9 protein-coding genes are annotated in these 14,365 nt (G+C 73.5%); 6 read left to right on the top strand and 3 right to left on the bottom strand.

Annotated features, from left to right (window positions below; translation table 11 throughout):
• Positions 1–75 precede the first annotated feature (75 nt).
• Positions 76–1,095 (bottom strand): hypothetical protein, encoded by a 1,020-nt coding sequence (locus ACZ619_RS08055; RefSeq protein ID WP_469595617.1) that lies wholly within the window; start codon positions 1,093–1,095, stop codon positions 76–78.
• A gap of 232 nt (positions 1,096–1,327) precedes the next feature.
• On the opposite strand from ACZ619_RS08055, the gene ACZ619_RS08050 reads away from it, so the two are divergent.
• Both ACZ619_RS08050 and ACZ619_RS08045 read left to right on the top strand, forming a co-directional pair.
• Positions 1,328–3,841 carry a SpoIIE family protein phosphatase gene (locus ACZ619_RS08050; protein ID WP_469595615.1) on the top strand — a complete coding sequence of 838 codons (2,514 nt, stop codon included), beginning with the start codon at positions 1,328–1,330 and terminating at the stop codon, positions 3,839–3,841.
• An 81-nt stretch (positions 3,842–3,922) separates the two neighbouring features.
• On the top strand, positions 3,923–6,664 hold the full coding sequence (locus ACZ619_RS08045) for a SpoIIE family protein phosphatase (protein ID WP_469595612.1): 2,742 nt from the start codon (positions 3,923–3,925) through the stop codon (positions 6,662–6,664).
• Positions 6,665–6,703: 39 nt separating this feature from the next.
• Here the strand turns inward: ACZ619_RS08045 and ACZ619_RS08040 are convergent, their stop codons facing one another.
• Entirely contained in the window at positions 6,704–8,539 is a 1,836-nt protein-coding gene (locus ACZ619_RS08040) for a glycoside hydrolase family 15 protein (RefSeq protein WP_469595610.1), read from the bottom strand.
• Positions 8,540–8,661: 122 nt separating this feature from the next.
• On the opposite strand from ACZ619_RS08040, the gene ACZ619_RS08035 reads away from it, so the two are divergent.
• The 4 genes from ACZ619_RS08035 to ACZ619_RS08020 all read left to right on the top strand — a co-directional run bounded on the left by ACZ619_RS08035 (position 8,662) and on the right by ACZ619_RS08020 (position 13,054).
• Entirely contained in the window at positions 8,662–8,868 is a 207-nt protein-coding gene (locus ACZ619_RS08035) for a hypothetical protein (protein WP_469595608.1), read from the top strand.
• 124 nt (positions 8,869–8,992) lie between these two features.
• Complete coding sequence (gene sthA, locus ACZ619_RS08030) at positions 8,993–10,396, top strand: Si-specific NAD(P)(+) transhydrogenase (protein ID WP_469595605.1); 1,404 nt, start codon at positions 8,993–8,995, stop codon at positions 10,394–10,396.
• A 213-nt stretch (positions 10,397–10,609) separates the two neighbouring features.
• Positions 10,610–12,082 (top strand): APC family permease, encoded by a 1,473-nt coding sequence (locus tag ACZ619_RS08025; protein ID WP_469595602.1) that lies wholly within the window; start codon positions 10,610–10,612, stop codon positions 12,080–12,082.
• A 12-nt stretch (positions 12,083–12,094) separates the two neighbouring features.
• On the top strand, positions 12,095–13,054 hold the full coding sequence (locus tag ACZ619_RS08020) for a hypothetical protein (protein WP_469595600.1): 960 nt from the start codon (positions 12,095–12,097) through the stop codon (positions 13,052–13,054).
• Positions 13,055–13,102: 48 nt separating this feature from the next.
• Here ACZ619_RS08020 and nicT read toward each other — a convergent pair whose 3' ends face one another.
• The gene (gene nicT, locus ACZ619_RS08015) at positions 13,103–14,266 is read right to left on the bottom strand and encodes a Nickel transporter NicT (protein WP_469595598.1); all 1,164 of its coding nucleotides are present in this window, start codon (positions 14,264–14,266) and stop codon (positions 13,103–13,105) included.
• Positions 14,267–14,365 lie beyond the last annotated feature (99 nt).

Genomic DNA, 14,365 nt, shown 5'->3' with positions numbered 1-14,365 from the left:
TGCCGCGCCCACCGGGCCCCGGGCTCAGCCGGGGCCCGCGCTCAGCCGGGGCCCGGTGGGCGGAGGTCCGGCGCGTCAGCGGCGGTCGGCGCGGACGGCGTACGCGGTCAGCAGGACGGACAGGGACGCGAGGGCGGCGCAGACCGCGGCCGGGACGGCCAGCCAGGGCGGGGCCAGCGTGGTCTCCAGGAGGGTGGAGAGCCGTGGCTGCCCGAGGTGCGTGCGCAGGGCCCGCGCGGCCGCGAGGGCGGTGCCGGCCGGCGCCCCGGCGCAGGCGGCCACGAGCCGTGCGGCGGGCAGCGCCAGCGCGACGGCGAGCGCGACGCACAGGAGCGGCGCGAGCAGCCCGAGGGGCGGTGGTCCGGCCCACTGGCGCGGGAGGTACGCCACCGCGCAGAACAGGAACACCACGGCGGCGCCCCGGCCGGTGCGGGCGCCCGGCGAGGACCGGGCGGCCGGCTCGGCGGGTGCGGCCGGTGCTCGGGTTCCGGCGGGTGCGGCCGGTGCTTCGGGCGCCGGGGATTCCGGGACGGCGGGCGCGTCCCGGGCCGCGCGGGCGCCCGCCAGGCCGCCGATGGGGCGGGCGACGTCCTCCACCGGACGGCCGACCGCGGCCGCGCGGACGGCGGCCCGGCCGCAGTGGGGTTCCAGGGGCGTGCGGTGCAGCAGCTCCATCAGCCGGGTCACCTCCTCCACGGGACGGCCCTCGGCGGCGGCCCGGATCGTCTCGTCGGCGCTGTCCGGCTCCCGGAGCGCCCGGGTGAGGAGCGTGACGAGCAGGGCGACCTCCTCGACCGTGCGGTCGAGGCCTGCCGCGCGCAGCGCGTCGAGGGCGGCCCGGGCGTGCGCGGGGTCACGTTCCAGGAGGGCGATCAGACGGACCACGTCCTCCGGCGGGCGGTCGGCGACGGCCGTGCGGACCAGGCCGTCGAGCGGGTCGCCGTAGGCAAGCGCGGCCTCGTGGGCGGCCGCGGGGATCTTCTCCGGAGGCTGTGCGGGCCGGTCCGCGGGGTCGGGGGGTGGGGTGTCGACGCCGGTCGCGGCGAGGGGTACGGCGGAGTCGTGGGGACTGGGGGACGAAGAGCGGGTGATCATGCTCGGCTCCAGGAGAAGGATGCGCCCGTACCTGGCCCCCCACGTACGGCACGCGGCGTTGCGCAGGCCATTACGAGGGTCCCGTACGGGCTCCCGCCACCCGGGTGAGGCAGCGGTGTGAGAACACCGGTGGCGGCCTGCCGTTTCCCGCCGCGGAGGTGCGATCGCGGGCCGTCGTGGCGCATTCTTGCTGTGTCACCCACCCGGCGGTGCGCGGACGAGGCAGGATCGGATGACTGGGAGCGGGGAGCACGTGGGCCGGGCGCGTGAGCGGCTGACCGCGCTGCTGGTCGACGCCTCGACCGGCGCCCTGAGCGCGGCGGCGGGCCACGTCGCCGGGGTGTACCTGCGTTCGTCCACGCCCGGGCTGCTGCGGCTCTCGACCCTGGTGGGGCTCCCCGGTCAGCTGTTCCGGCCCTGGTGGCGGCTGCACGTGGACCGGCCGTTCCCGGTCGCGGACGCCTACCGGCTCGGGGTGCGGGTGGTGCTCCCGGACGCGACCGAGATGGTGCGCCGCTACCCCCAGTTCGCGGCCGGGCTGCCGTTCCAGTTCGGCTCGGTGTACACACCGGTGCCCGGGGCGGCGCCGGCCTTCGGGGTGCTGACGGTGCTGCGTCCGGCGGTCCCGGACACCGTGGACGAGCTGCCGGATGTGGACCGGCTGGCCCGGCTGGCCGAGAACCTGGGGGCCGGGCTGCGCGAGCTGGTCGCGGAGGCGGGTGAGGCGGCGGTCGTCTGGGAGGGCGAGCCGGTGTGCGTACGGCCGCCCGCGGCACGCCCGGGAGCGGCCCGGATCGGCCGTTTCACCTGGGACCCGGCCACCTCCGCGGTCCGCGCGGACGACCGGCTGCACGCCCTGCTGGGGGTGGGGCCGGAGAACTGCCCCGGGACCGGGCCCGAGCTGGCGGACGCGGTGGCGCCGGCGGACGCCCACCGTGTGCTGGCCGCGCTCAGGGAGACCGCGGCCGGGAAGCCGCCCGCCGCGCCGCTGCCGGTGCGGGCCGGCGACGGGACCCCGCGGCTGCTGGAGCTGTGGCCGCCGCCCGGCGCCGCCGATCCGCCCCTGGTCTCCGGGATCGTCGTCGACCCGGGCCCGGCCGCGTCCGCCGACGGGGCGGCCGACCTGCTGCCGCAGGGCGTGTTCTGCCTGGACCGCACGGGGCTGGTCGTCTACGCCAACCCGGCCACCGCCCGGCTGGCGGGGCGGCCGCACGCCGAACTGCTCGGCCGGCCGGTGTGGGAGGTCATGCCGTGGCTCAGCGGGCCGCCGTACGACGACCACTGGCGCGGTGCGCTGCTCGCCCCCGACCCGGTGCACTTCCAGGTCCGGCACGGCGAGGCCGCCGGGGGCGACTGGCTCGCGCTGTCCCTGCATCCGGGGCCCGACCTGGTGACCTGCACGGTCGTGCGCGCCAACCGCTTGGACCCGTCCGTGCACCTGGCCCGCCCGGAGCAGCCCGGCGAGCCGGACGCGGCGGGCCGGTCCGGCCGGGCCCGCGATGCCTCGCTGGCCCCGCTGTACCGGCCGATCGCGCTGGCCATCGCGCTGACCGACGCGGTGACGGCGCAGCAGGTGTCGGCGGTGGTGATGCGGGAGCTGCTCCCGGCGTTCGGCGGCGGCCGGCTGGCCATCTACCTGCTCCAGGACCGGCACCTCTACCTGGCCTGGGAGAACGGCTTCCCGAAGGGGTTCCTCGCCCCGTTCGACGGCGTCGGCCTGGACGCCCACCTGCCCGGCGTGGAGACGCTGACCACCGGGAAGCCGCTGTTCTTCGAGTCGATGGAACAGCTGGCGGCCGCCTATCCGGGCCTCGCCCTGGACGCCCACGTCGGTGCCCGCGCGTTCCTGCCGCTGATCGCCTCCGGCCGCCCGGTCGGTTCCTGCATCCTCGGCTTCGACGTGCCGCGCTCCTTCAGCACCGAGGAGCGCACGGTCCTCACGGCGCTCGCGGGTCTGATCGCGCACGCGCTGGAGAAGGCCCGGCGCTACGAGAGCGAGGCCGCCCTCGCCCGCGGACTCCAGCAGGCGCTGCTGCCCCGCCGGCTCTCGGCGCACCCCGGGGTGGAGACCGCGGGACGCTATCTGCCGGGCACCCAGGGCATGGACGTGGGCGGCGACTGGTACGACGTCGTCGAGGCGGGCGACGGACTCGCCCTGGTCATCGGCGACGTCCAGGGGCACGGGGTGCAGGCGGCCGCCACCATGGGCCAGCTGCGCAGCGCCGTGCGGGCGTTCGCGCTCGGCGACCGGCCGCCGGACGAGGTGATGAGCGGTACGAACCATCTGCTGATCGACCTCGACCCGGGCCAGTTCGCCAGCTGCTGCTACCTGCGCCTGGACCCCGCCACCGGGCACGCCCGGATCGCCCGGGCCGGTCATCCGCCGCCGCTGCTGCGCGCCCCGGACGGCCGCACCCGGGTCCTGGACATACCCGGCGGGGTCGTGCTGGGCGTGGATCCGCGGGCCCGGTACCCGGTGGCCGAACTGGAGCTGGTCCCGGACGCGATCCTCGCGCTGTACACGGACGGTCTGGTGGAGCGGCCCGGCGCCGACATCGACGACGGCATCACGGCCCTGCGGCTGGCCCTGGCGCGGGCCGGGGCGGCGCCGGGGCGGCGCGGCGGCCGGTCGCTCGCCGGGGTGGCCGACCGGCTCACCGCGACGGCCCGGCACGCCACCGACCGGCCCGACGACGTGGCACTGCTGCTCGCCACCCGCCGTACCGCGGCCCCGCGCCGCCGGTGACCGCGGCGCCACAAAGTGACCGGCCGGTCACCTCACGAGGCGCTCTCGCCTCGCGCGGCCGGGCAGTGTAGACATGGGCTCATGGTCCGTCTGCCCGGCCGGTCCGACACTCGGCCGCCCCGAGGTTCCGTGAGCCCCCGCGCGCCGCTCGCCGGTCCGCGGCCGACGGCGGCCCCGGGGGGACGTGCCCGGTCCGGGTGGCTGTGGTCGGCGGTGAGCGGGCGCAGCCTGGCCGGGCAGGTGTTCGTGCTCCAGGTGGTGATCGTGCTGCTGCTGGTCGTGGCGGCCGCGGTGGCCCAGGTGCTCCAGGTGCGGCGCGACAGCAGTCTGGAGGCCCGCAACCGGTCGATGGCGGTCGCCCAGACCTTCGCCAACGCGCCCGGTACGGCGGCGGCGCTGCGGCTGCCGGACCCCACGACCGTGCTCCAGCCGAAGGCCGAGGCGGCCCGCAAGGCGACCGGGGTCGACTTCATCGTCGTCATGAACACCGAGGGGGTGCGCTACACGCACCCCAAGCCGGACCGGATCGGCAAGAAGTTCGTCGGGACCATCGCGCCCGCGCTGGCCGGCGGGACGGTCACCGAGGAGGTCAACGGCACCATCGGGCATCTGACGCAGGTGGTGGTCCCGGTCAGGGACGCCGGCGGCAAGGTGGTCGGGCTGGTGTCGGCCGGCATCACGACCGCGCACGCGGGCGGCACGGCCGACCAGCAGCTGCCGCTGCTGCTGGTCGCGGCCGCGGCCGCGCTGACCCTGGCGACGGCGGGCACGGCGCTGGTCAGCCGGCGGCTGATGCGCCAGACGCACGGGCTGGGCCCGCACGAGATGACCCGCATGTACGAGCACCACGACGCGGTGCTGCACTCGGTGCGCGAGGGCGTGCTGATCCTCGGCGGGGAGGGCCGGCTGCTGCTCGCCAACGACGAGGCCCAGCGCCTGCTCGGCCTGCCCGCGGACGCCGAGGGCCGCCATGTCCGGGACCTCGGGCTGGACGGTGAGACCGCGGGGCTGCTGGCCTCCGGGCGGGTCGCCACCGACGAGGTGCACCTGGTCAAGGACCGGCTGCTGGCCATCAACCAGCGGCCCACGGACGCCCGCGGCGGCCCGCCGGGCAGCGTGGCCACGCTGCGCGACTCCACCGAGCTGCGCGCCCTGTCCGGCCGCGCCGAGGTGGCCCGCGAGCGGCTGAACATGCTGTACGACGCCGGGGTGGGCATCGGCACCACTCTGGACGTCACCCGCACCGCCGAGGAGCTGGCGGAGCTGGCCGTGCCCCGGTTCGCGGACTACGCCGGCATCGACCTGTACGACGCGGTGCTCAAGGGCGAGGAGCCGAGGCCCGGGGACACGCTGCGCCGGGTGGCGTTCGCCGGGATCCGCAAGGACGCCCCGCTGTACCCGGTCGGCGAGCGGATCCGGTTCGTGCCGACCTCGCCGCAGTTCCGCGGCCTGCAGACCGGTGAGTCCGTGGTCGAGCCGCGGCTGCGCGAGGCGCCCGGCTGGCGGGCCCAGGACCCGGAGCTGACCGGGCGGATCCTGGAGTTCGGCATCCACTCGCTGATCACCGTGCCGTTGCGGGCCGGGAACCTGGTGCTGGGCCTGGCCAACTTCTGCCGGTCCGAGAAGCCGACGCCGTTCGACACCGAGGAACTGGCCCTCGCGGAGGAGCTGGTGGCCCGTGCCGCCGTCTCCATCGACAACGCCCGCCGCTACACGCGCGAGCACAGCATGGCGGTGACCCTCCAGCGCAGTCTGCTGCCGCGCAGCCTGCCCGAGCAGGGCGCGCTGGAGATCGCCTACCGGTATCTGCCGGCGCAGTCGGGCGTGGGCGGCGACTGGTTCGACGTGCTGCCGCTGTCCGGGGCGCGGGTGGCGCTGGTGGTCGGCGACGTGGTGGGGCACGGGCTGCACGCGGCGGCCACCATGGGGCGGCTGCGCACGGCGGTGCACAACTTCTCGGCCCTGGACCTTCAGCCCGACGAACTGCTGGGCCTGCTGGACGAGTTGGTGGGCCGTATCGACCTGGACGAGACGCCCGCGGACAGCACGGCCACCATCACCGGCGCGACCTGTCTGTACGCGATCTACGACCCGGTCTCCCGGCGCTGCACGCTGGCCCGTGCCGGACATCCGCCGCCGGCCCTGCTCAGGCCCGACGGCAGCGTGGAGTTCCCGGACGTACCGGCCGGGCCGCCCCTCGGGCTGGGCGGACTGCCGTTCGAGACGGCCGAGTTGGAGCTGCCCGAGGGCAGCAGTCTGGTGCTGTACACGGACGGACTGGTCGAGGACCGGCAGCGGGACATCGACGAGGGCCTCGAACTGCTCGCCGGCGCACTGGAGTCGGCGGCCGGGGCCACCCCCGACGAGACCTGCGCCGCGGTCCTGGAGCGGCTGCCGGCCCGGCCCAGCGACGACGTGGCGCTGATCGTCGCGCGTACCCGGGCGCTCGCCGCGGACCAGGTCGCCCAGTGGCAGGTGCCGTCCGACCCGGCGGCGGTCTCGGAGATCCGCGCCGAGGTGACCGGGCGGCTCGCCCGGTGGGAGCTGGACGAGCTGTCCTTCACCACCGAGCTGATCCTGAGCGAGCTGGTCACCAACGCCATCCGCTACGGCCGCGAGCCCATCGGCGTACGGCTGCTGCGCGACCGCACGCTGATCTGCGAGGTCTCCGACGCCAGCACGACCTCGCCGCATCTGCGGTACGCGGCGAGCACCGACGAGGGCGGCCGGGGCCTGTTCCTGGTCGCGCAGATCGCCGAGCGCTGGGGCACCCGCTACACCCCGTCCGGCAAGGTCATCTGGGCGGAGCAGCCGCTGCCCTGACCCGGGCGGTCCGCGGCGTGGTCCCGCTGCGCCCGGCGCTCAGCCCAGGGCCCGGTCGAGGTTGAACGCGGCGCTGATCAGGGCGAGATGGGTGAACGCCTGCGGGAAGTTGCCCTGTTGCTCGCCGGTCCGGCCGATCTCCTCGGCGTACAGGCCGAGGTGGTTGGCGTAGGTGAGCATCTTCTCGAAGGCGAGCCGGGCCTCGTCCACCCGTCCGGCGCGCACCAGTGCCTCGACGTACCAGAAGGAGCAGATGGAGAAGGTGCCCTCGTCGCCGCGGAGTCCGTCGGGGCTGGCCTGCGGGTCGTAGCGGTAGACGAGGGAGTCGGAGACCAGGTCCTCGGTGAGGGCGTCGAGGGTGGACAGCCACTTGGGGTCGGTCGGGGCGATGAACTTGGCCAGCGGCATCATGAGCAGCGAGGCGTCCAGGACGTCGCCGTCCTCGTGCTGGACGAAGGCGCGGCGCCGCTGCGACCAGCCGCGGTCCATGATCCGCCGGTAGACGGCGTCGCGGGCCTCCTGCCAGCGGGGCAGGTCGGCGGGCAGGCCGCGCCGGTTGGCGAGGCGGATCGCCCGCTCGATGGCGACCCAGCACATCAGCCGTGAGTAGAGGAAGTTCTTGCGGCCGCCGCGGGTCTCCCAGACCCCCTCGTCGGGCTGGTCCCAATGGTCGCAGACCCATTCGACGAGGCGGGTGACGTCGTCCCACTGGGCGCTGGAGATGGGCTGGGCCCACTTGTCGTAGAGGTAGATCGAGTCGATGAGGGCGCCGTAGATGTCGAGCTGGAGCTGGCCGGCCGCGTCGTTGCCGACGCGCACCGGGGCGGAGCCGCGGTGGCCCTCCAGGTGCGGGAGCTCGCGCTCGGGCAGCTCGGTGCGGCCGTCGATGCCGTACATGATCTGCAGCGGGCCGGAGGCGAAGCCGTCGCCGGGGCTGATGTAGGTGGTCACGAAGCTCATGAAGGCCTCGGCCTCGCTGGTGAAGCCGAGCCGCAGCAGGGCGTAGACGGCGAAGGCGGCGTCGCGGATCCAGACGTAGCGGTAGTCCCAGTTGCGCTCGCCGCCCAGCTGCTCGGGGAGGCTGGTGGTGGGTGCGGCGACGATGGCGCCGGTGGGACCGTAGGTGAGCAGCTTCAGGGTGAGGGCGGAGCGGTGGACCATCTCGCGCCAGCGGCCCCGGTAGCGGGAGCGGTGCAGCCAGCGCCGCCAGTAGCAGACCGTCGCCTCGAACTGGCGTTCTGCTTCGATGCGGGCGCAGCCGCGCGGGGCGATGTCCTGGCCGGCCTGGTCGAGGGCGAAGACGGCGGACTCGCCCTCGGCGAGCTTGAAGTCGGCGCAGGCGTCCGGGCCGTCGCTCTCCAGGGCGACGGTGGAGGTGAGCGCCAGGGACATGGCCGGGGACTCGAACAGGACGGTGTCGCCGAGCATGCTCAGGGTGTGCGGGTCGGCGCCGTAGTTGAAGCGGGGCGCCACCCGGACCCGGAACGGCACGGTGCCGCGCACGCACAGCACCCGGCGGATCAGCCGGTGCCGCTCGGGCTCGCCGGACTCGGCGGCCACCGGCATGAAGTCCTGGACCTCGCCGACGCCGTCGTCGGTGAAGAACCGGGTGATCAGCACGTTGGTGTCGGGGAAGTAGAACTGCTTGGTCCGGGCCGGCACGGCCGCGGACAGGGCGAAGAAGCCGCCGCGCTCGGCGTCCAGGACCGCGGCGAAGACGCTGGGGGCGTCGAAGGACGGACAGCAGTACCAGTCGATGGTGCCGTTGCTGCCCACCAGGGCCACGCTGCGCAGGTCGCCGATCAGCCCGTGTTCGGCGATCGGCAGGTACCGGGGGCTCCCGGGCGCATTCTCATAGAACGGCTGTTCGGCCATGGTGGTGGCCTCCCCGGCTGGACGTACGGGCACCTTCCAGCTTAGGAGCGCCGCTCGGGATGCGCGGCGCGCCCGGGCGGGCAATCGTGAGAGTGTGCACCCCGCTCCGTGAAGGAGGGACCATGTCGACCCCAGAACCCGAAGCGTCCCGGCCGTCCGACGACCGCGCCACCCCGGACTCACTGCTGCACAGCGCCCCCGGCACCGGGGTGGCGCCCGAGGACCTGGTGATGGCGTCCGGCCGCGACGTCACCCCGGCCACCCTGGAATGGGCCCGCAAGAAGATGGAGCGCGAGGGGCCGAACTGCGTCGAGCGCCTCCTTCCCTGACCGCGCCTCCTTCCCCGACCACCTCTCCTTCCCTGGCCAACGGTTCGGGTCCGTAACGGATTTCACGAGACGGACGCCGGTTCGCCCTTCCGGAGCGAGGCTGCCTGCTGACAGACTCCGCAAGGTGCCAGACTTCGACATGCTCGTCATCGGATCCGGACCCGGCGGCCAGAAGGCAGCCATCGCAGCGGCCAAGCTGGGCCGCCGGGTCGCCGTCGTCGACAGCCCCGAGATGGTCGGCGGCGTGTCCATCCACACCGGGACCATCCCCTCCAAGACCCTGCGCGAGGCCGTCCTCTATCTGACCGGCCTCACCCAGCGGGACCTGTACGGCCAGAGCTACCGGCTGAAGGAGGACATCACCGTCGCCGACCTGACCGCGCGCACCCAGCACGTGGTCAGCCGCGAGGTGGACGTCATCCGCAACCAGCTCTCCCGCAACCAGGTGACCCTCTGCTCCGGCACCGGCCGGTTCGTCGACCCGCACACCGTCGCCCTGCGCGAACCGAACGGCGACGAACGGCAGCTGACCGCCGACCACATCGTGATCGCCACCGGCACCCGGCCGGCCCGCCCCGACAGCGTCGCCTTCGACGGCCGGACCGTCATGGACTCGGACAACGTGCTGTCGCTGGAGCGGGTGCCGCGCTCCATGGTCATCGTGGGCGCCGGTGTGATCGGCATGGAGTACGCCTCGATGTTCGCGGCGCTGGGCAGCAAGGTCACGGTGGTCGAGAAGCGCGCGGCCATGCTCGACATGTGCGACGTCGAGGTCGTCGAGTCGCTCAAGTACCACCTCAGGGACCTGGCCGTGACCTTCCGGTTCGGGGAGACCGTCGCCGCGGTGGAGCGGCACGCGCGGGGCACCCTGACCGTGCTGGAGAGCGGCAAGAAGATACCGGCGGACACGGTGATGTACTCGGCCGGCCGGCAGGGCCTGACCGACGGGCTCGACCTGGAGAAGGCGGGCCTCACGGCCGACCGGCGCGGCCGGATCACGGTGGACGCGCACTTCCGCACCGAGGTGGCGCACATCTACGCCGTCGGTGACGTCATCGGCTTCCCGGCGCTCGCCGCGACCTCGATGGAACAGGGCAGGATGGCCGCGTACCACGCCTTCGGGGAGCCGGTCGGGCAGCTGGACAACCTCCAGCCCATCGGCATCTACACGATCCCGGAGATCAGCTTCGTCGGCCGGACCGAGGACCAGCTCACCGAGGACTGCGTGCCGTTCGAGGTCGGGGTGGCGCGGTACCGGGAGCTGGCCCGCGGCCAGATCATCGGCGACTCGCACGGGATGCTCAAGCTGCTGGTGTCCCCCGAGGACCGGCGGCTGCTCGGCGTGCACTGCTTCGGCACCGGAGCGACAGAACTGATCCACATCGGTCAGTCGGTGATGGGCTGCGGCGGCACCGTCGACTATCTGGTGGACGCGGTGTTCAACTACCCGACGCTGGCGGAGTCCTACAAGGTCGCGGCGCTGGACGCCACCAACAAGCTTCGGCAGCTCGACCGGCTGGAGGACTGAAGAGGTCGGGAACGGGCGTGGCCGGTGCGGAAGTTGGCATCTTTAGGTGGCATATGAGACTACCTGTCGGTCGACTTGAAAGGTCAAAGCGGGCCGCTATCATCACACCCACACACGCGGTGTGACCGTCCGCCGACTCTCGGCATGCGGCCTTCGCCATGCCTTCCTCCTTCCGGCCGGCCGCCGCCGTGCACGACCGAAAGCAGCACAACCATGAGCAACAGCAGGGGCAGAGGACTGCAGGCGAACGCCCTCGGCACGTTCGACACCGTGGTGATGGCCGTCGCGGGCAGCGCACCGGCCTACTCACTGGCCGCGACCACCGCGGTGCTGGTCGGGACGGTCGGCCTGGCCGGTCCGGCGGCGCTGCTGTGGTGCGCGATACCGATGCTGGGCATCGCGCTGGCCTTCAGCTACCTGGGCCGGATCGACGTGAACGCGGGTGCGAGCTACTCGTGGGTGGGCCGCACCCTGCACCCCTTCCTCGGCTTCGTCAGCGGCTGGGCGCTGGTGGTCTCGGCGACCATCTTCATGGTGGCCGGGTCACTGCCGGCCGGCTCGATGACGCTGTCCCTGGTCGACCCGGGACTCGCCGACGACACCGCCCTGTCGACGGCGGTCGGCGCCGCCTGGTTCGTGGTCATGCTGGCGGTGGTGCTCGGCGGCGCCCGGCTCACGGTCCGCGCCCAGCTGCTGATGTCCGGCGTCGAGCTGGCGATCCTGCTGCTGTTCGCGGTGCTCGCCCTCTTCCACACCGGCAACGCCCGCGCCTTCGACTGGTCCTGGCTGGGCTTCTCGCACTTCCACGGCGTCTCCGGCTTCGCCTCGGGCGCCCTCGTCGCCGCCTTCTCCTACTGGGGCTGGGACGTGACCGGCAACCTCAGCGAGGAGACCCGCGACTCCCGCCGTACGCCCGGGATCGCGGGGCTGATCGGGGTCGGTGTCGTCTTCGCGCTGTTCGAGGTGTTCACCGTCACCGTGAACATGGTCCTGTCCTCGGACCGGATCGCGGCGAACGGCGCCAACGTACCGGCCGTCCTCGGCGAGGAGGTCTGGCCGGGCTGGGGCGGCAAGCTGCTCGTCGCCGCCGTGATGCTGTCCACCATCGCCACCCTGGAGACGACCCTCATCCAGGTCAGCCGCTCGCTCTTCGCGATGGGCCGCGACCGGACGATGCCGGCCGCGCTGGGCCGGGTGCACCGCACCTGGAACACACCGCACGTGGCGATCGCGGTGGTCGGCGGGGTGGCGCTGGTGATGTTCATCGCCTCCAACGCGCTGGGCTCGGTGGGCGACATCCTCTCCGACGCCATCTCGGCCATCGGTCTGCAGATCGCCGTCTACTACGGTCTCGCCGGACTCGCGGTGGTCGTCGCCTACCGCAGGATGCTGCTGAGGTCCGCGGCCGACTTCCTGCTCGGCGGGGTGTGGCCGCTGTGCGGCGCCCTGTTCATGTTCTGGGTCTTCGTCGAGTCGCTGGGCGAGCTGACCCCCGCGGCGGTCGCGATCGGTCTCGGCGGTCTCGCCGTCGGCCTGGTCCCGATGCTCTGGTACTGGAAACGGGGCAGCGACTACTACCGGCCCGCCCGGCTGGACGCCGCCCGCACCGTCGCGGCCGACTTCGTCCCGGACGGCCGGCCCACCGCACATGCCCGGGCTTACGAAGGCCTCCCCACCGACTTCTGAGGGACGGGTCAGATGGCGCGAGACCGCTTCGCCCCCGACTTCGACCCGGACTGCGGGGACACCGGCCTGACCTCCGCCCGCCAGGACGTCGTCATCGGCCGCTGGCAGGGACTGCGGGAACTGCTGCGGGCCACCGGCTCCGACTGGCGGGCCCGGGGACACCGGGTCCGCCGACTGGCGCAGGACTGCGCGGGCGGTTCGACGGTGGAGTCCTGGCTGGCCGCCGAGCCCCGCGGCGCCGACGCACTGGTGCTCCGGGCGGCGACCGAGACGGCCCGGGCCTTCACCCTGGCCGTCTCCGCGGGCCGGGGCACCCCGATCGACCCGGCGAGGATCGACGCCGCCGTGCTGGCCTGCCTGGCGGCCGCGGAGGCCTACCCGCAGGACCCCACCCCGTGGGTCTCCCTGATCTCGGTGGCCCGGCTCTGCCCGGCCGGGGTGCGCCGCCAGGAACTCGCCCGCTGGTGGGACGAGCTGCACCGGCGCGACCCGTACCACGTGGAGGGCCACCTCCAGGTGCTCCACTACTACTCGGCACGCTGGCACGGCTCGCACGGACTGATGTACGACTTCGCCCGCGACGCGGCCGGGGTCGCCCCGCCGGGCTGCGCGCTGCCGGTCCTGGTGCAGTACGCCCGCGTCGAGGAGTTCCGCCACACCCTGGAGGGGGCGCGCGGGCGGCGGACCCCGGTCGGTCACGGCCAGCACTGGAGGCACGACGGCGCGGTCAGCGACGTACGGCGCACCTGGCACCGCTGGATCGTCCGGCGCGACGACGTCCCGGTCGCCCCCGGTGAGGTCCGGGACCTGAACCACCTCACGCACGCGGCCTGCCAGGCGGGCGCCACCGACATCGCCGCCGACCTGCTGCGGCTCCAGGGGCGCCGGGCCACCCGCACCCCGTGGTCGTACACCGGCGACCCGGAGAAGCAGATCCTCAAGTGGCGGGCGGACCTGAAGATCAGGGGCTGAGGCTCAGGGACTCAGGCTCAGGGACTCAGGCTCAGGGGCTGAGGCCCGTCAGCCCTCGGTCTGCTCCGCGGGGCGGGGGGCGAGGCCCGTCGTCCACTTCTCCTCGATGCGGCCCGCCTTCCAGATCAGCAGGGCGACCGCCCAGGTGGCGAAGAAGAGGCCGACGATGACGAAGCCGACGGTGTTGAGGTCGAGGCCGGCCACCCAGTCCCAGAAGACGCCGTGCAGGTCCAGCTTGTCGGCGAGGAGGCCGAGGAGTTCCACGGTGCCGATGACGAGCGCGACGGCCACGGACAGGCCGGTGACGGTGAGGTTGTAGTAGACCTTGCGGACCGGCTTGGAGAACGCCCACTCGTAGGCGAAGTTCATGAACGAGCCGTCGATGGTGTCGAGGAGCGACATGCCCGCGGCGAACAGGATCGGCAGGGTCATGATCGCGTACCAGGGCAGTCCGGAGGCCGCGCCGGAACCGGCCAGGACCAGCAGGGCGATCTCGGTGGCGGTGTCGAAGCCGAGGCCGAACAGCAGGCCGAGCGGGTACATCTGCCAGGGCTTGCTGACCGAGCCGGTGACCCGGCCGAGGAAGCGGTTCATGAAGCCGCGGTTGTTCAGCTGCGTCTCCAGGGCCGCCTCGTCGTAGGCGCCGGAGCGCATCTGCCGGAACACCTTCCAGATGCCGGCCAGGATGACGAGGTTGATGCCGGCGATGAGGTAGAGGAAGGTCCCGGAGACCGTCGTGCCGATCAGGCCGGTGACCTCGTGCAGGTGGGAGCCGTCGTCCCGGACCGGTCCGGCCAGCGTCTTCATGCCGAACGAGAGCAGCAGCGACAGGCCGAAGACGATGCTGGAGTGGCCGAGCGAGAACCAGAAGCCGACCGAGAGCGGGCGCTGCCCCTCCCCCATCAGCTTGCGGGTGGTGTTGTCGATCGCCGCGATGTGGTCGGCGTCGAAGGCGTGCCGCATGCCGAGGGTGTAGGCGGTGACGCCGATGCCGATGCCGAACGACTCCGTGCCGACGGTGAAGTGCTGCGGCGCGATGATCCCGACGAGTGTCCCCCACCCGATGACGTGCAGGGCGAGCACGAAGGCCGCCATCCCGCCGACCCTGATCCACTCCTGCCGTGTCATGGAGCCTCTGACACGGTGCCAGGCCGATCGCTTGGCGTCGGCCTGGGCGGGGAGGGACGGAGCGGAACCAGGGGCGGCCGTCATCGGGAGGTGGGATCCTTCGGTCGTGCATGGGCAGCTGCGGTCGGCAGCCTTGTGCCATCTTCCCGCACTTGCAAATCATTCGCACTAAAGCCGGTGACA

It is taken from the genome of Streptomyces sp. NPDC104367 (genome assembly GCF_055583825.1).
Note: the sequence above shows the minus strand (reverse complement) of the source record. Positions and strands in the feature narration are given on the sequence as shown.